The sequence below is a fragment of the Bacillus sp. RC51 genome, assembly GCF_044908115.1.
GTDB lineage: Bacteria > Bacillota > Bacilli > Bacillales > Bacillaceae_G > Bacillus_A > Bacillus_A mycoides.
This window is the reverse complement of the sequence record NZ_JBIYCW010000003.1, coordinates 281,488-299,008: the sequence shown is the minus strand read 5'-3', so window position 1 is coordinate 299,008 and position 17,521 is coordinate 281,488. Positions and strand designations below refer to the sequence as shown.

The 17,521-nt window shown below is 36.4% G+C and carries 23 protein-coding genes and 1 riboswitch; of the genes, 1 reads left to right on the top strand and 22 read right to left on the bottom strand.

Annotation, left to right across the window (positions count from 1 at the left end; translation table 11 throughout):
• Nucleotides 1–13: 13 nt before the first annotated feature.
• The 12 genes from sufC to ABH959_RS09875 form a co-directional block, all read right to left on the bottom strand.
• The gene (gene sufC / locus ABH959_RS09930) at nucleotides 14–799 is read right to left on the bottom strand and encodes a Fe-S cluster assembly ATPase SufC (protein WP_002015933.1); all 786 of its coding nucleotides are present in this window, start codon (nucleotides 797–799) and stop codon (nucleotides 14–16) included.
• A gap of 237 nt (nucleotides 800–1,036) precedes the next feature.
• Nucleotides 1,037–1,843, bottom strand: coding sequence for a methionine ABC transporter substrate-binding lipoprotein MetQ (metQ, locus tag ABH959_RS09925; RefSeq protein ID WP_085312709.1), 807 nt, complete (start codon nucleotides 1,841–1,843; stop codon nucleotides 1,037–1,039).
• Between the two features lie 73 nt (nucleotides 1,844–1,916).
• Entirely contained in the window at nucleotides 1,917–2,729 is an 813-nt protein-coding gene (gene metQ / locus ABH959_RS09920) for a methionine ABC transporter substrate-binding lipoprotein MetQ (protein ID WP_219301037.1), read from the bottom strand.
• 22 nt (nucleotides 2,730–2,751) lie between these two features.
• Nucleotides 2,752–3,417 (bottom strand): methionine ABC transporter permease, encoded by a 666-nt coding sequence (locus ABH959_RS09915; RefSeq protein WP_002129754.1) that lies wholly within the window; start codon nucleotides 3,415–3,417, stop codon nucleotides 2,752–2,754.
• Nucleotides 3,410–4,435, bottom strand: a complete 1,026-nt coding sequence (locus ABH959_RS09910) for a methionine ABC transporter ATP-binding protein (RefSeq protein WP_113938386.1) — start codon at nucleotides 4,433–4,435, stop codon at nucleotides 3,410–3,412. Before ABH959_RS09910 ends, ABH959_RS09915 begins: the two co-directional genes overlap by 8 nt.
• Nucleotides 4,436–4,742: 307 nt before the next feature.
• Nucleotides 4,743–4,850: riboswitch (SAM riboswitch) on the bottom strand.
• Nucleotides 4,851–4,975: 125 nt separating this feature from the next.
• A complete protein-coding gene (locus ABH959_RS09905; RefSeq protein WP_002015939.1) occupies nucleotides 4,976–5,320 on the bottom strand; it encodes a hypothetical protein in 345 nt (114 codons plus the stop codon).
• Between the two features lie 152 nt (nucleotides 5,321–5,472).
• Entirely contained in the window at nucleotides 5,473–5,781 is a 309-nt protein-coding gene (locus tag ABH959_RS09900) for a thioredoxin family protein (protein WP_181777960.1), read from the bottom strand.
• 3 nt (nucleotides 5,782–5,784) lie between these two features.
• Nucleotides 5,785–6,129, bottom strand: a complete 345-nt coding sequence (locus tag ABH959_RS09895) for a toprim domain-containing protein (RefSeq protein WP_000640865.1) — start codon at nucleotides 6,127–6,129, stop codon at nucleotides 5,785–5,787.
• A gap of 65 nt (nucleotides 6,130–6,194) precedes the next feature.
• Nucleotides 6,195–6,524 (bottom strand): hypothetical protein, encoded by a 330-nt coding sequence (locus ABH959_RS09890; protein ID WP_181777961.1) that lies wholly within the window; start codon nucleotides 6,522–6,524, stop codon nucleotides 6,195–6,197.
• Between the two features lie 101 nt (nucleotides 6,525–6,625).
• Nucleotides 6,626–7,009, bottom strand: a complete 384-nt coding sequence (gene gcvH, locus ABH959_RS09885; RefSeq protein ID WP_000026895.1) for a glycine cleavage system protein GcvH — start codon at nucleotides 7,007–7,009, stop codon at nucleotides 6,626–6,628.
• 41 nt (nucleotides 7,010–7,050) lie between these two features.
• The gene (locus ABH959_RS09880; RefSeq protein ID WP_002129756.1) at nucleotides 7,051–7,416 is read right to left on the bottom strand and encodes an arsenate reductase family protein; all 366 of its coding nucleotides are present in this window, start codon (nucleotides 7,414–7,416) and stop codon (nucleotides 7,051–7,053) included.
• Nucleotides 7,417–8,006: 590 nt separating this feature from the next.
• Nucleotides 8,007–8,534: a hypothetical protein gene (locus ABH959_RS09875; protein ID WP_404492527.1), complete on the bottom strand. Its 528-nt coding sequence runs from the start codon at nucleotides 8,532–8,534 to the stop codon at nucleotides 8,007–8,009.
• Nucleotides 8,535–8,678: 144 nt separating this feature from the next.
• Between ABH959_RS09875 and ABH959_RS09870 the strand changes: the two genes are divergently transcribed.
• Nucleotides 8,679–9,326, top strand: a complete 648-nt coding sequence (locus ABH959_RS09870) for a phosphatase PAP2 family protein (protein ID WP_113938390.1) — start codon at nucleotides 8,679–8,681, stop codon at nucleotides 9,324–9,326.
• A gap of 54 nt (nucleotides 9,327–9,380) precedes the next feature.
• Here the strand turns inward: ABH959_RS09870 and ABH959_RS09865 are convergent, their stop codons facing one another.
• The 10 genes from ABH959_RS09865 to ABH959_RS09820 all read right to left on the bottom strand — a co-directional run bounded on the left by ABH959_RS09865 (nucleotide 9,381) and on the right by ABH959_RS09820 (nucleotide 17,499).
• Nucleotides 9,381–10,394 carry a PTS sugar transporter subunit IIC gene (locus ABH959_RS09865; protein WP_002089394.1) on the bottom strand — a complete coding sequence of 338 codons (1,014 nt, stop codon included), beginning with the start codon at nucleotides 10,392–10,394 and terminating at the stop codon, nucleotides 9,381–9,383.
• Nucleotides 10,395–10,416: 22 nt separating this feature from the next.
• The gene (locus ABH959_RS09860) at nucleotides 10,417–11,367 is read right to left on the bottom strand and encodes an L-lactate dehydrogenase (RefSeq protein ID WP_420196576.1); all 951 of its coding nucleotides are present in this window, start codon (nucleotides 11,365–11,367) and stop codon (nucleotides 10,417–10,419) included.
• A gap of 246 nt (nucleotides 11,368–11,613) precedes the next feature.
• A complete protein-coding gene (locus ABH959_RS09855; RefSeq protein WP_002034620.1) occupies nucleotides 11,614–11,862 on the bottom strand; it encodes a spore coat protein in 249 nt (82 codons plus the stop codon).
• A gap of 13 nt (nucleotides 11,863–11,875) precedes the next feature.
• Nucleotides 11,876–12,061, bottom strand: coding sequence for a hypothetical protein (locus ABH959_RS09850; protein WP_002089398.1), 186 nt, complete (start codon nucleotides 12,059–12,061; stop codon nucleotides 11,876–11,878).
• Between the two features lie 143 nt (nucleotides 12,062–12,204).
• Nucleotides 12,205–12,918, bottom strand: coding sequence for a CPBP family intramembrane glutamic endopeptidase (locus tag ABH959_RS09845; protein WP_002068003.1), 714 nt, complete (start codon nucleotides 12,916–12,918; stop codon nucleotides 12,205–12,207).
• A 462-nt stretch (nucleotides 12,919–13,380) separates the two neighbouring features.
• Nucleotides 13,381–13,947, bottom strand: a complete 567-nt coding sequence (locus ABH959_RS09840) for a permease (RefSeq protein ID WP_404492526.1) — start codon at nucleotides 13,945–13,947, stop codon at nucleotides 13,381–13,383.
• Between the two features lie 98 nt (nucleotides 13,948–14,045).
• Nucleotides 14,046–14,603, bottom strand: coding sequence for a TetR/AcrR family transcriptional regulator (locus ABH959_RS09835; protein WP_113938393.1), 558 nt, complete (start codon nucleotides 14,601–14,603; stop codon nucleotides 14,046–14,048).
• A gap of 3 nt (nucleotides 14,604–14,606) precedes the next feature.
• The gene (locus ABH959_RS09830; protein ID WP_404492525.1) at nucleotides 14,607–15,329 is read right to left on the bottom strand and encodes an MBL fold metallo-hydrolase; all 723 of its coding nucleotides are present in this window, start codon (nucleotides 15,327–15,329) and stop codon (nucleotides 14,607–14,609) included.
• Between the two features lie 139 nt (nucleotides 15,330–15,468).
• Entirely contained in the window at nucleotides 15,469–17,253 is a 1,785-nt protein-coding gene (locus tag ABH959_RS09825) for an acyl-CoA dehydrogenase family protein (protein ID WP_002089410.1), read from the bottom strand.
• 66 nt (nucleotides 17,254–17,319) lie between these two features.
• Entirely contained in the window at nucleotides 17,320–17,499 is a 180-nt protein-coding gene (locus tag ABH959_RS09820) for a hypothetical protein (RefSeq protein ID WP_033708507.1), read from the bottom strand.
• Between the last annotated feature and the right edge of the window lie 22 nt (nucleotides 17,500–17,521).

Here is a 17,521-nt window from a genome sequence, read left to right as displayed (position 1 = left end):
TTATGCTCCTCTCTTACGCTTCTTGCTCTGCTGTTTCGTCTTCAATACCTAATTCTTTTTTAATCCAGTCGTAACCTTCAGCTTCTAGACGTTGTGCAAGCTCAGGGCCACCAGATTTAACGATACGACCGTTCATCATAACGTGAACGAAGTCTGGAGTGATGTAGTTTAATAAACGTTGGTAATGCGTAATCATTAGGCAGCCGAACTCTTCGCCGCGCATTTGGTTAATACCTTTAGATACAACTTTTAATGCATCGATATCAAGACCTGAGTCGATTTCATCTAAGATTGCAATTTTTGGCTCGATCATCATTAATTGAAGAATCTCATTACGTTTTTTCTCACCGCCAGAGAAACCTTCGTTTAAGTAACGTTGTGCCATTTCTGGATCCATTTCTAGGAATTCCATGTTTTTATCTAATGTACGGATAAATTTCATAAGAGAAATTTCTTCGCCTTCTTCACGACGTGCATTAATTGCAGAACGTAAGAAGTCAGCGTTTGTTACTCCGCTAATTTCACTTGGATATTGCATTGCTAAGAATAGACCTGCTAGTGCGCGCTCGTCTACTTCCATTTCTAATACATCTTCACCGTCGATGATGATGCTACCTTCTGTTACTTCATACTTTGGGTGACCCATAATCGCAGAAGATAAAGTTGATTTACCTGTTCCGTTAGGTCCCATAATTGCGTGGATTTCTCCACCTTTTACTTCAAGGTTTACACCTTTTAAAATTTCTTTACCGTCGATTGATACGTGTAAGTCTTTAACCGTTAATGTAGAACCAGCCATCTCAATACCTCCATTAATCCTCTATATACATTTTAAAAATTACTAAAACGTTCATATTCTCATTTTATTCTCATTCTAATCTTATAGCAAATAAAATGATATCGCAAACGACAAAAAAAAGTAACAATTTTTTCACAAATGTATATAAGTATTTCCCTTGCATCCTTATATGATACACTTTTCTTCTTATATATATAAAGAAAAAAGGACTGGGAATTTCCCAATCCTTTCCTGCACTTATTCATTTACTGGAAGTACAGCACCTTTATATTCTTTATTGATAAAATCTTGAATTTCTTTTGAATGTAGCACTTCTACTAGCTCTTTAATTTCTTTTTTCTTCTCGTCACCTTTACGAACTGCGATAATATTTGCGTAAGGAGAGTCTGATCCTTCAATTGCGATTGCATCCTTTGTTGGATTTAATTTCGCATCAATTGCGTAGTTTGAATTAATAAATAAAGCATCACCTTCATTGTTTTCGTACAGCTTCGGTGAAAGTCCAGGTTCTACATCTGTTTTAAACTTTAAATTTTTCGGATTTTCTACAACATCTTTTACTGTTGCTTTAACAACATCTACACCGTCTTTTAATTTAATAACGCCGCCTTTTTGTAACAACGCTAACATACGACCACGCTCAGCTACGTTATTACTCATAATAACCGTTCCTCCATCTGGAAGCTCTTTTAAGCTTTTATATTTCTTAGAATAAATGCCCATTGGCTCTAAATGAATTTTTCCTGCATTTACAATTTTGTATCCTTTTTCTTGAATCTCTTTATCTAAATAAGGGATATGTTGAAAATAATTTGCATCGATTTCTTTATCAGCTAATGCCTTATTTGGTAAAACATAATCCTGGAATTTTTTTATCTCTAACTTAATGCCCTTTTTCTCTAATATTGGCTGTGCCTTTTCTAAAATAACAGCGTGCGGTATATTAGAAGCGCCAACGACAAGCTTATTCTCATCTTTCCCCCCGCAAGCAGCTAATGTAAATACAGACAGTGCTGTAACAACTGACAATATAATCTTTTTCATATGATGTCCCTCTTCTCCCCTATAGTTATGTAGTTATAAAAAGAGCCAGCATACACCAGCCCTTTTTCCGCAATTATTCTTTTACAGGAACAACTGCCCCTTTATATTCTTTAGTAATAAAGTCTTCAATTTCTTTAGAATGCAGTACTTCTATAAGAGCTTTAATCTCTTTTTTATCTTTATCGCCTTTACGAACAGCTACTACGTTTGCGTATGGAGAATCATTTCCTTCAATTGCAATCGCGTCTTTTTCTGGGTTTAATTTCGCATCAATTGCATAGTTAGAATTAATTAGAACCGCATCGCCTTCTTTATTGTTATACACTTGTGGCAATAGACCCGGCTCGATATCTGTTTTGAATTTTAAGTTTTTCGGATTATCCGCAATATCTTTTGGAGTTGCTTTAACTGGCTCTACTCCGTCTTTAATTTTTAAAATGCCTTCTTTTTGTAAAATTGCTAAACCACGACCATGATCAGTAACAGAATTACTCATAATAATTGTCGCCCCGTTTGGAAGTTCTTTTAAGCTCTTATATTTTTGAGAATACACACCAATCGGTTCTAAATGAACTTTTCCTGCTATTTCAAAGTCATATTTTTTATCTTTAATTTCCTTTTCTAAATACGGAATGTGCTGGAAGTAGTTCGCATCTAATTCTTTATCTGCTAACGATTTATTCGGTAACACGTAGTCTTGGAATTTTTTAATTTCTAACTCAATTCCTTTTTTCTCAAGTAACGGTTTTGCCTTTTCTAAAATTTCAGCGTGCGGTACGTTAGAAGCACCAACAACAAGTTTTTTTTCATCTTTATCTTTCCCGCCACAAGCAGCTAACCCAAAAATTGAAGTTGAAATAAGTGCTGTAAGTAATAATTTTTTCATTTAAAATATCCCCCTGTTTTCATTATCTTTTATCTATTCGAGTCGTTAAACTATCACCAATCCACTGAATTAAAAATACAACGAGTAATACACAAATTGTCGCAACGATTGTTACATCGTTATTTCCTCGCTGGAACCCTTCTAAATAAGCAAGTGTTCCAAGACCACCAGCACCAACAACACCTGCCATTGCTGTATAGCCTACTAAAGCAATAGTCGTAACCGTAATACCAGATACTAACGCTGGTAACGATTCTGGAATTAACACCTTCAAAATAATTGTGCTTGTTTTTGCTCCCATCGCTTTTGAAGCTTCAATTACACCTTTATCAATTTCACGAAGTGCGATTTCAACCATTCTCGCGTAAAATGGTGCCGCTCCAATAATTAAAGCTGGCAGCGCTGCACTCGCTCCGAGAATTGTTCCAAGAAGAATCTTTGTGAATGGGATTAATAAAATAATTAAAATGATGAACGGTATAGAACGGAAAATGTTTACGAACGCTCCAATCACCGTATTAATCGCTTTATTTTCCCATAAATTATCTTTCGCTGTCATAAAGAGTAATAATCCTAAAATAAGTCCTAAAACAAATGTGGCAAGCGCTGCGATTGCCGTCATATATAACGTTTCACCAGTTGCTTCTAACATTTGATTCCAATCAATATTTGCGATTAACTTATCCATGTGCAATCACCTCCAGCTCTACTTGATCTTGATGAATCCCTTCTATTGCTTGCTGGATCGCTGTTTCTTCACCATTTAAATGAACGACTAAACTTCCGTAAGATCCGTTATTCGTTTGCGCGATATTTCCTTGCAAAATGCTAACTTCTATATCACCGCGCTGCATTAACCTTTGAAGTACTGGTCTTTCTACCGCTTCACCGACAAACTGCAAGCGAACTACTTTTCCATCTGGGTATTTTTCAATTAAACTTTCAATCGTTTCATTTGTATCTTCAGAATCCGTTAACTGCTGTACAAATCGTTTTGTAATGTCTTGCTGCGGATTACGGAATACGTCAAGTACTGGACCCGTTTCTACGATTTTCCCTTTCTCCATTACAGCAACTCGATTACAAATTTTGCGAATAACGTGCATCTCATGCGTAATCAATACAATTGTTAAGCCGAGACGCTTATTAATATCTAACAATAAATCTAAAATTTGATCTGTCGTTTCCGGATCAAGAGCTGACGTTGCTTCATCACATAAAAGTACTTGTGGATTATTTGCTAACGCTCTTGCAATCCCGACGCGCTGCTTTTGTCCACCACTTAGCTGCGATGGATATGCGTCTCCTTTTCCTTCTAATCCAACGAGATGAATTAACTCATCAACACGTTTTCTTCTCTTCGCCTTATCCACACCCGAAATTTCAAGTGGGAATTCGATATTTTCGCGTACAGTTCGTGACCAAAGTAAGTTGAAGTGCTGAAAAATCATTCCGATTTCTTGTCTTGCCTTACGAAGTTCACTTCCTGTAATTGCTGAAATCACACGATTTGCGATTGTAATTTGACCAGACGTTGGTTTCTCTAACTGATTAAACAATCTAATTAAAGAACTTTTCCCAGCGCCACTATATCCGATAACACCAAATATTTCGCCTTTCTCTATTTGTAAGTTGGCGTTATCTACAGCAGTGACATCACCGCTTTTTGCCTTATATATTTTCTTTACATTTTCTAATAAAATCATGATGCTCACCCCTTTTTTGTTTAAAAAGCGCAAGCGGCTCGTTTAGAATGTGAAGTGGATGGAGCTTCTGACGTAGAGGCGCTTTTTGCCTCATAGGAAGAAGCGAAGCCATCGAACGTTCTAGCCGCTGGAGCTGGATTTCATAAAACTTTGGATAGACTCCGCATTTTTTATTTTTCATGCGTGTAGTCCATCGTTATAGCTCCTCTTATTATTTGAATGTCCTCCGCATTCAAACGACAAAAAACCTTTCTGCTTCTAGAGAAGCAGAAAGGTTTTTATGCGTATATAACAACATTATCCCTCTCTCTCATCTCTCAAAGCATTTGCTTTGCAGGAATTGGCACCATTTCAACATAAGTTGACGGTTGCCGGGCTTCACAGGGCACAGTCCCTCCACCTCTCTTAATAAGAGAAATCAGATTAAATTTTCGTCTGATTTAAAATTTATGAAATTGTCTATATTTTATGAATTGAATTGTATCAATATCCACACGCTCTGTCAACAGAAATTTTCGTAAAAAAAGAAACTTCAGAATTTTAAGCTCCGACTGACATCGGTTTACATATATGAAACATCGATTCAACTAATAACATCGTTCGATACGTTCCAGAATATTGTACCCGTCCATCACTCATTAACTTTTGCAACCTCATATTTCCAGTCACTAATTTTTGTACATCCTCTTCCTCTAAACAAACGATTTGTTCCGTTCCTCTCGCCTCTTTCAAAAGTTCTATATAATCTCTTGAAATTTGTAACGAACAGCATTCATCTCCAAAACGAAAATTAACAGTTCTTTCTCCTTGCCTTAAAAGCGGTTCTAAATGATATTGACCATTAGCGTAATTTACAAATGATTGAAGCAAAGAATATAATTTCATCCTAAACCACATCCCTCATATCACTTTCTATTACATACCATTCCCTCTTCTTAAAGGGCAATCCTGTTACTTTCGCTCGACAAATACTGTATCTATCACGCATGTCGACATATTTCCCAAGAAATATGTCGAGGCGGCAAAAACTTTGCCGCCTACTTTAATTCCGTATATAAATATTCAACCGAATGAAATGCATATATCTTCTTCATCAGTGTCCCATTTTCAAAAATAAGTAAACACGGTACACTTTCTATCCCATACTCTTTCGCTAAATACGGGGCATAATTTAAATCTAACATTCCAATTTTCAAATCTTCAATCGTCATCTCAACGACCGTTAACATCTTCTTTGCCAATTGGCATGTTCCACACATTGGTGTATACACATATAACACTGTTTTTTCTTCATTTCCTATTAGGGCTGTAGCTTCGGCACCTGTCCAATCAATCACTTCTATCATTCCTTACCGTAAATATTCTGTATAAACGTCAATGTCTGCTCCCCATAATACATTTGCTAAATGTGAAGAAGGTGCAGTCGCTACCTCGCGATACGAGCGATCAATATAAATATGCTCTGCTTGCGGAAATTCTTTTCGGAATTGTTTCCTTAACTTTTCTCCTGCATCATCAGCATCCACTAGCACATATACGTCCTTATCAAAAAATTGATCAATGAGCTCATCCATTTTCGACAAACCAATTGTACCATTTGTACAAACAATTTCCACTGGTTCACGAATAATAGATTCAATCTTTCTTCTATCCGATTTACCTTCTACAATAATGACTTTTTCCACATAAATCATATGTCATCACCCGATCACCATATACTATACAACCTTTAACTTAGTATATAGTATATTCGTTATTTTCATGTTGTTTCCTGTTTATTTTTGCAAAAGAAAAGCGGAAGCGGCTTGCTCAGATTGTGAGGGGGATGGAGCTTCTGACGTAAAGGCGCTTTTTGCCTTGTAGGAAGAAGCGAAGCCACCGAACAATCTAGCCGCTGGAGCTGGATCACAAAGAAAAGCGGAAGCGGCTCGCTCAGAACAAGAGGGCTTTGGAACTCCTGAACTAGAGGCGCCTTTTGCCTCAAGTGAAGGAGTGAAATGACCGACTGTTCTAGCCGCTGGAGCTGGATCATAATGAAAAGCGCAAGCGGCTCGCTCAGCATGAAGCCTCCATGAAAAAAGTTTTTCAAAAACGTTCTCCTATATAATAATTAATATATATGTTTTTAAATTCATTATGTACACAACATAAAAAAGGACAGCACAAAGGCTGTCCTTTAGTCGACTATAATTAGTCTTGGTTTGTCATTTCTGCATATTTTTCTGCAGTTAATAACTTCTCAACTTGGCTTGCATCAGAAAGTTCAACTTTAACCATCCATGCACCCTCGTATGGAGATTCGTTAACTAGTTCTGGTTGGTCACTTAATTCTTCGTTTACTGCTACAACTTTACCACTTACAGGTGCGTATAATTCAGAAACTGTTTTAACAGATTCTACGCTTCCGAATGGCTCGTCAGCTTGGATTGTTGCACCTACTTCAGGAAGTTCAACGAATACGATATCGCCTAACTCACCTTGCGCAAAATGAGTAATACCGATAACAACCGCATTACCTTCTGTTTTTACCCATTCGTGTTCTTCAGAGTAACGTAAATTATTTGGAATGCTCATGACTGTACCTCCAGTGAATGTATTAATTATGTAAAAATACCTTATTGGTACTTTTTCCACACACTTTCAAACTGCTCTTCGTTAAAACCAAGTGTTACACTCGTTCCATCTGTTACAATTGGACGTTTAATCAACATGCCATCAGATGCTAAAAGCTCATACATTTCGTCTTCGCTTGCATCCTTTAACTTATCTTTTAAACCAAGTTCGCGGTAACGCATTCCACTTGTATTAAAGAATTTTTTTAATGGTAATTCACTTTTCTCATGTAAATTACGTAAATCTTCTTTTGACGGTGGATTTTCAACAATATGAATCATCTCATATGCTACATCGTTTGCCTCAAACCATTTCTTTGCTTTTTGACATGTGCCACATTTTGGATATGAATAAAATGTTACTGTCATAAATTCACCTACTTTTTTACTAACCTTTACCTTTATCATATAGAAAACATTTTATTATTTCAAACGATTATTCGCTAAACTTTTACTTATTTCGTGATAATTTTTAATAATCCTGCTAATTTTTCTTATTTTTCCGCCATTTATTAAGAAAAAATAAATATATAATTTTTTAAAAATTTTTTCTCATCCCACGCCGAACATATATCTTAAACAAACGTTTGATTAATTTCATATTTTTCTACCCCAACCTTCGGAATACGTAGATTCTTTTATACCGAACATATACCTTAAACAAACGTTTGATTAATTTCATGTTTTTCTACCCCAGCCTTTGGAATACATGAATTCTTCCATACCGAACATACCTCTTAAACAAACGTTTGATTAATTTCATGTTTTTCTATATCACCTTTGGAATACATGATTTTCTATACCGAACATATATCTTAAACAAACGTTTATCCCGCTATTTGCGGGCAGTAAGAGCCCGATTGGTGCGGGCTAATAATCAGTGGGGGATGGACAAACCCCCCACTGATTAAAGTTTCACTTTATTTAAAAAATAAGAAGCCCTTTTACAGGATCCTTCATCATCGACTTAAATAGTCCGAAATGGTTTGAAATACTACTATATACATATTATGAATACTTTCTTCTGTATTTCCACCATTCGATAAACCTACTCCCCATTGTTGCCCTTCGCCACTTCCAATATTTGCAAAACCTTGCACGTACATAGCATTTACATCTTTTCGTGCACTGTTATACTCTATCCCTTTTGTAATAAAAGTTGAATATGATTTATCTTGTAAACCAATAAAAAATACTGGTTTCTTTAGCGATGAAAATACATCTTTATACTGCTCTGTTGAGGCTTCTTGAAAGTGATCTTTCATTATTAGAAAACCATCCACTTCCTTAGCTTTCTTTTCCAATTCCTCTAACTTCACTTTTTCAAACTTTATATTTCTAAACGTATCTTTCGGCTTTTCACCAACAGCTCCAATGACGAGTGCTCTCCCGTTATATTCTAATTTCTCTCCTTCTTTATCTTTTGCACACCCAGTACTCACTAGGCATAACAATATAAAAACTAAGAAATAAAATGAACGCTTCATATAGCACCCTCCCCCTCTTTTAAGTCAAGTGACAAAAATGTAAGGTGAATTCAAGAAAATGTAAGTAAAATCGATAGCCCAATTGGATTTTCTATATTATAATCAATTGAATTTATTTACATTACTAAAACATAGGAGATTATCATGAAGAAATTTAAACTTTCATCTCTTCTTCCGTTAAGTTATATACTTCTACTCGTACTCGTAAGTCCCCTTTACGATGTATTAAATAAATCTACTGTTCACGCAGTAGATGTCACAACTGTAGTAGATGATTGGATTCCATTTGTGAAAGCATTTATTATTCCTTACTTACTTTGGTTTCCATACTTATACGGTGCACTTATTTATTACTGTTTTGCTGATCGAAAGCAATATTATGTCACTTTAAGTAGTGTAATTCTTGGAAAACTTGCTTGTTTTTCGATTTATTTTTTTTGGCAGACAACTGTACCACGCCCAACCGTCGTTGGAACAGATGTATTTTCCGAACTAGTCCGCTATATTTATAGTATTGATCATCCAGTAAACTGCTTCCCAAGCATTCATGTCCTTACGACATTTGTAATTATGTTAGCTGCCTTTAAGCGCAAGGAACAGCATACTTTGGAATATTACATCCTTACTTTCTTCGGTACGCTTATTATTTTATCAACATTATTTACGAAGCAGCATGCATTTGTAGACGCCATTTCTGGAATGACGCTTGCAAGCGTACTTTACTTCGGCGTTCAGCTATTATTAGCAAAAGAAACAGTACGTGTTCCAGTAAAACAAAATCATAAAATGTAAAAAAGCAGACTGTGGCTTCAGTCTGCTTTTCTCTATATTAAGGAGATTTTCAAATTAAGATTGCGGTACAGTCATATCACCAGAATGAATACGACCTGCTTTTTTAAGAGCAATGTACAGTATATAAGAAACAGCTACTGGAATGATGATATAAGTGATTACCATCGCTGGGACAACTTCCCACCCTTGACTGGAAATTAAATTAATTGGTGCGATAAGAGAGCTTAATCCAAGACCTGCAATTTCTTTTCCTGCTTCCAGTTGGAAAATTAGTGCCGATACTGGGCCAACTATTGCACTGGCGACGACAGTTGGGACGAGAATCATTGGATTTTTAGTAATGTTCGGTAACTGCACTTTTGGAGTACAAAGTGCCTGGGCTAATATGCCACCTAAGTTATTTTCTTTCGCTGAAATAACAGAGAATCCGATAAATTGAGCAACACATCCTGCAAGTGCTGCACCGCCTGCAACACCGTCTAAGCTAAGCGCTATCGCTAACGCAGCTGATGAAGCTGGAGAGATAAGTAACAATCCCCAAACTACAGCAATCACGATAGAAGCGATAAACGGGCTACCAGCTGAACTATCTTTAATGAATGCTCCAACTGTATTTAAAACTGGGCTAATATTTTGAGCTAACCAAATACCGACTAAACCAGAACCTAATATTGCTGCAAATGGAACGAGCATCATATCTAAAGCAGTTTTTCCACTTAATCGTTTACCAATATAAACTGCTAAAGTCGCTGTTAATAATGCACCGATTGGTTCACCTGTTTTAATGATGAGACCAGCTTCAGTAATTGAAATGGAACCTGCTCCAATTGCTCCAGCTACCATTGCTGAGAAAATTACGAGTCCGTTTGCACCGAGCATAAAGGCAATCCCGGCTCCAATTGCTGGTGCCATAAGTGATTTTGCAACAACTCCGATTGTAATAAGTAATGGGATATCAACAATTCTTCCTATATTTTCGATCAGTAAACCAATTCCAAGGGATACGAAAATACCCTGTGCGATTCCGGCTGAAGCTTTAAACACACGAGACATTATATATTCCTTCATTTGTTTCACCTTCTCCTATAATTTAGTAACCAACTGTTTTCATATAATCGCGTAAAACATCGTTTGATTTTGCAAAGCGACTTTCTTCATCTTCTGATAAGTTTAGTTCTACCACTTCTCTTATACCATCTCTAGTAATAATTGCTGGTACTCCTGTACAAATATCGTATTCGCCATATTCACCATCTAAAATGGCTGAAACAGCGATAACACGGTGATCATCATTGAAAATTGAGCGAGCAATATAAGCTAAAGAATTTCCGATTCCGTAATAAGTAGTTCCTTTGCGCTTATAAATTTCCCATCCAGCTTTTGCAGTCTTCTCAACAATTTCATCTAAATCTATTTCACCTAAGCGTTCTTTTTGTTCCTCTAAAATTTGCAGAATTGATTTTCCACCAACAGTTACGTGAGACCAAGCAACCATTTGAGAATCACCATGTTCTCCTAATGAATACCCATGAATACTACGAGGATCTACATGTAACATTTCAGATAAAATTGTTCTTAAGCGAGAAGAATCTAGTGATGTACCAGTACCTATCACACGATTTCTAGGTAATCCAGATAATTTCCACACTTGATATGTAATAATATCAACTGGGTTCGATGCGAGTAAGAAAATACCATCAAATCCACTTTCCATTACGCCGCCAACAATACTTTCCATAATCTTTGCACTTGCTCCTAAAGTGTCTAAACGGCTTTGTCCAGGTTTTGGAGCTGGTCCTGCTGTAATAATTACAATGTCCATATCTTTGCAGTCTTCATAACTTCCTGCATATACTTTTGTTCTTGTATTTGTAAAGTTAATGCAGTGCGATAAATCCATCGCTTCTCCAACTGCACGTTCATGATTTATATCAATTAACAATAGCTCTTCGCAAATCCCTTGGTTTACAATGGAATACGCACAGCTTGATCCAACTAATCCAGTACCGATAATTGCAATTTTTCTTGTGTTTCTATTCATAGCAATCTCTCCTAATTGATCATGTAGTCTATTTCTTTCGTTCTTTACACCCCTAATTATAGAGGTTCTCACGATAGAAACCATGGATACTTTGTGAAATATTGAGCAAACTTTTGTCCTTTTTGTGAATTGTTATATTACATTTTCGTCATATTTGTTACAACCGGAAAAATATTTTTTATGTATTTATTGACATATACCAAACAAAAAAACGAGCGAATCCATTCGCTCGTTTCATTCATCACACTATTCCGCACTTAATTGACTTTTCAATTGCTGTACAATCATTGGATTAGCAGGTGCTGCCGGTTTGTAATAACTTTTTTGCTTTGCGTATTCATACATATTACGTTGACGGGATTCATCTTGATTACGAATTTGAATTAACGTTTGATGTAACTGTTCATTATCAGACTGAGAAATATAATTTGCATAACTTGTTAAACTTGAATTTAACCCTGCTAAATAATCATTTACCATATCTTTTTCATTCATTTCTCTCTTCCTCCTATCCTAGAAAAGTCATTAACTGCTGTTTCGTATTTCGTGCATCTTGTGCATCCTTCTCAAGCATTTGCTTTAGCTGTGGGTCCGTACAAGCCTGTGCATACTGTTCCAATTTGTTAATAATCGTCGCATGTCCACCAATTAAATGACGTAAGTTTTCAACTTCAAGCTCTGTTAAGTTTTGCATCTAACATACCCGCCTTTCTTTGTTCATTCATCATTAGTATTTGGTTCTTTTTGGATTGTATTCATTAACTTTTCCCACATATAAACAAAATAAAAGATGAATAGCTAGGCCATTCATCTTTTCTGCTAAATATTCATTCAATTTTATAAAGAAACAATCATACTTATACTCACAAGTAGGTTCCATACAATATGTAAAATGATACTAGGTACAATAGATTGTGTTTTCTTATATAACATAGCAAATACAATCCCCATAATCATTGCCGTAATCGGAAAACCACCATGAAGAATCCCAAAGATGAAGGAAGAAATAATGGTACCAACTAGAAAACTATATTTCTTTTCAAAAAATCGATACAAAATACCTCTATATAAAATTTCTTCTTTAATTGGTGTAATTATAGCAACACTTAACACATATATAATACTTTGTAGACTATTTTGAAGTCCTAAGCTCCCTAATTGATCTCGTTGCTGCTCTGCACTTTCAAAGCTAAACAACTCTAACATTACATACTGAGTTAATGCAATGATGATAAAACCTATTAATAAATACAAGTAGGTTTTCCCATTTTTTAAAACAGATACATCCCAAATGTTCTTAATAAAATGAAGCACTGGTTTATAAGCAAATAAAACAATAGTAACAACAGCTGCATCAAATAGAAGTAAATAATATCCCTCTAAATTAGCACGTAATACCTCTTCTCCAAAAATTCCAAGGGCTAAAGCAAGGAATAATCCCCCTAAGAGTGAGAACCCTAGAATGCTTGCAATCGTTACAACTAGATTTTTATATGTTATGTTATCTACTTCTCTTTCTGCATTATACGCGTCTAATACTGCTTTTTTCATACTATTCCTCCATTTGTTTTCATTACCTTAACAAAAACACTTAATACAAATATATAGATATCGTAACAAAATTTTCAAAAAGAATAATATGCAATTTTACATATCATGAAAACTTTGTATTATATAGTTTTTGAAACTAGATTACTATAGAATAATTATTAGATGGAATTCCAAAAATTTCTTATCTATCCACCATAACCCTCGCATCATATAAAACTTATTAATTAAAGGAGAAATGAACATGAAAACACATGACTTCCTTACAGAAATCCAGAAGGGCTCTGAACCTAATCCCTATCAAGACCCTATCGCATTTATTTTCGTTTGCTTTTCCTTAGCCATATACACATTTTTCAAACCTGCAAGATAATATCATTTAATGAGAAAAAGCCTACGGTTCTTTTGGAATCATATGCACTAAAAAACCTTAGAATCGCTTCTAAGGTTTCTGGCTATTCATACTCAAAACGCCATACTTATACGTAACGAAAGAATTAATAATATAACTACCAATCCGCCGGTTACTCTTGCTATAAATTTCTTTTGTTCGCCCGCACTGGAAACGGTAAATCTGAAGTATAATATGCCACCCACCGCAATAAGAATACATTCCAATATGATACTAATAGCCGGAAATCGCCACAACCCAAAACCTAGCATAGGTAAGTCTCCGAAATTCCCTGGAAGTAGCGGCAAATCAGCGCGGTGCACAAGTAAATCAAGAATCCAATGACTAGAAACTACAGCCCCAACAACAAAGCCACTCCGTTTGCCCCAAAATCTCATACCTACTATTCCTGCAACAAAGGCAATAAACAATGCCCCTATTAAAGAATGTGAATAATCTGCGTGAATGATTGCTTCACCATAACCATTACTATTAATAGGCTCAATTGTCTCTACTCCTAAAACATAAAGCGGTAAAAAAATGACATCCAATAATTGTGTGCTTAACATGAGAGCCCAAAGTGGTAGTTTAGGTGACTTTGTTTTCACTACTGCCGCTAAGCCAAAATGTCCTGCAAACATTTCACTTCACATCCTTTTGTAATCTTGTCTCCAGCAAACGGCAGCCTACTATACAAAAAGCATGATCAGTAACAAATTCACGTTTTTTTGCTTCCTATTCAATCTCTCATTACATGTAATCCTTTAATAAACGTTTCCAATAATACATGTAAACTTGTATCTAAATCTAGCGGCAAACCAAATCCACCTTGCTGTTCAATCGACGCAAATCCATGACAAATACTTCTGAATCCACGTGTCGCATGAAGTGCATTCTCTCCTTCTAAGCCATACTGTTGTAAAACCTGAAGACAAAGCGTTACAATTCCGTCACCTGCTTTTCTTACTTCTTCATCTCTTAAAAAAGTTGCTTCATACAGTCCAGGATGCTTGCGTACGAATGCTACATACTCTTTTCCTAAAGCATGAATTGCTTCATCCATACATTTACCCTCGGCCGCTTCTTCCAGTCTTTTATACAGCTGTTTGATTCCGTACATACCAAGATTTTTCCGTACATCTTGTAAGCCTTTTACATGATTGTATAGCGAGGGTGAACGTACCCCTAATGTTTGCGCTAATGAAGCTAACGTTACTTCTTGTATTCCATTTGTATCTGCAATTTCGGCCGCTGTTTCTACAATTTTCTGTAATGTAAGTCCGATTCTCGGTGACATAAATTATCCCTCTTTCCTACCTTCTATATTCCGCTTAGCTTCCTTAATAGCAAGTTTTATGACAGTGCCTGGATTCTTTATCATTTTCCCATGTCCTGCCGCAAGCAAAGAAGGCTCATATTCGCTTAACTTCTCTGCACTTTGTAATGATATTTCTTTGCTCCACGTTGCCATCGCAGGGAACGGAAACCAAAATTTCATTTGACCCGAAACAGCCATACCTCCTCTTGTTTGGAATGCATCCCCGACAATAAGAGCTTTATTTCGTACATCAAGAAACGACATGGATCCTGGCGTATGTCCCGGTGTCATAATCGCAAGAAGCGATCCAACTCGGTCGCCATCTTCCAATAAAACATCAGGTACCGTTTTTACCTTTTTAGGTACACCGCCTTTTATCGGTATATTCGGTTCATCCTCTTGTAACGTCGTATCTCCTTCTAACAGCTTTGCGTCCCGCTTAGAAATATAGACTGGAACATTAGGAAGTACTTCCTTTAATGCGTCTAGTGCACCGATATGATCATCATGCGCATGTGTTAATACAATCTTAGTAATGGGTTTCCCTATGTTCTCAGCCGCCTGTAAAATACCTTTTGCGCTATATGGCAAAGCCGCATCAATTAAAGTTAAACCATCTTCTTCCTCCACAAAGTAACAATTCACAGGAAACACTCTTGGTAAAAATGACAATTGATATACCGTTTTTTCATGTATCACTCTCATATTTCCAGCTCCCTTTCCGAATAAAACTAATGCTATTAGTTTTATTATACTAATGGCATTAGTTTTATGTCACTAAAAATTTCATTTTTGCAAAAAAAAGAACAGTAGCCGTTTATACGACTACTGTTCTTTACAGCTATTAAACTGTGTAACGCTCATCTTCTAAAATTTTTGCAGCGATTTCACGTTTCTTCGGAATTACGTTAAGTGGTGTGTGGCGAGTTAATTTACGTAATGATGATAACATCATGCGCAGCATGTCGCCATTTTCAACTGCGATAAGTGTTTCTTTCGCATCTGCTTCGATTTCGTTGAATGCTTCTTGGCAGAATACTTCAGTGTATAACACTTTTTGTTTATTCTTTTCAAGACCAGTTGTTTTAATTGCTTTTTCTGTACGAAGAAGAGCTGATTCCATTGCGTAAAGATTGCTTACGATGTCAGCGATATTCACAAGAATTTCTTGCTCTTTATCTAATGCTTTACCGTATTTTTGAGCAGCTAATCCAGCTACCATTAAACCGATTTTCTTCGCGTTCTTTACTAAATATTTTTGAAGTGCTAATGGCTCATCGCCTACTTCTTCTGGCATCATCATCATTAACTCTTCTTGTAATTTTTGTGCTTTTTGAAGAAGTGGTAATTCACCTTTCATCGCTTTACGTAAGAACGTACCTGGTACGATTAGGCGGTTAATTTCGTTCGTGCCTTCGAAAATACGGTTAATACGAGAATCGCGGTACATTCTTTCAATCTCGTACTCTGCCATAAATCCGTAACCACCGTGAATTTGAACACCTTCATCTACTGTATAATCTAGCACTTCAGAACCGAATACTTTATTTAAAGAACACTCGATTGCATATTCAGCGATAGAAGCTGCTACTGCTTTACCGTCTTTTACTTCTTCTTCAGATAATGTGCTCATGCGGCTTTCGAATAAACCTACTGTACGATATACAGAGCTTTCAGCTGCATATGTTTTCGCTGCCATATTCGCAAGTTTCTCTTGAATTAATGGGAAGCGAGCGATTGGTTGTTTGAATTGTTGACGTTGATTTGCATATTGTGCTGAAATTTCTACTGCACGTTTCGCAGATCCAACTGTACCAACACCTAATTTATAACGACCGATATTTAAAATGTTGAACGCAATAATATGGCCTTTACCGATTTCACCAAGTAGGTTTTCTTTCGGTACTAACGCATCTTCTAAAATTAACGTACGAGTTGAAGAACATTTAATACCCATTTTCTTCTCTTCAGGGCTTGTAGATACACCAGCGTAGTCTTTCTCTACGATAAATGCTGAGAAGTGCTCACCGTCTATTTTTGCGTATACGATAAATACGTCAGCAAATGCAGAGTTTGTAATCCATTGTTTTTCACCATTTAATACGTAATGCGTACCTTCTGCATTTAAACGTGCAGTTGTTTTTGCACCTAATGCGTCAGATCCTGAACCTGGCTCAGTTAATGCGTATGCCGCTAATTTTTCACCAGTTGCAAGTAGTGGTAAATATTTTTTCTTTTGCTCTTCGTTACCGAATAACACGATTGGTAAAGATCCGATACCTACGTGAGCACCATGAGTAATTGCAAAACCACCAGCGCGCGAGAATTTCTCTGCGATTAACGCTGAGCTTACTTTATCAAGACCAATTCCGCCGTACTCTTCTGGTACGTCAGCGCCTAGTAAACCAAGTTCACCCGCTTCTTTTAAAAGACGCACAGAACGATCAAATTCGTGTTGCTCTAAATATTCAAGCTCTGGAAGAACTTCATTTACGATAAAGTCCTCTGTCGTTTTTGCAATCATTTTATGCTCAGATGAAAAATCTTCTGGCGTAAATACTTGATCAATCGTAATCTCCTCTACTAAAAAGCTACCGCCTTTAACCGCATTTCCTACTGTTTTTTCCATGAAAATTTCCTCCTTCATATTTTCATAAGCCGCTTTTCTCATTTTAAGAGAAGCTAGCTCTCACTTTTATTTTTTATAAAGTGAAACTTTAATCAGTGGGGGTTTTGTTCCTTCCCACTGATTATTAGTTGAACCAATCGGGCGTTTACGGGCAGTTGATCTCCCACCTACTTCTTTGCTCCAGCCGAATTTCGAAGTGGGAGTTTTACTGCCCGTTAATGCGGGATAAACCTTTGTTGCTTCCATTCTTTGCTTTAGCGCCCTCTCG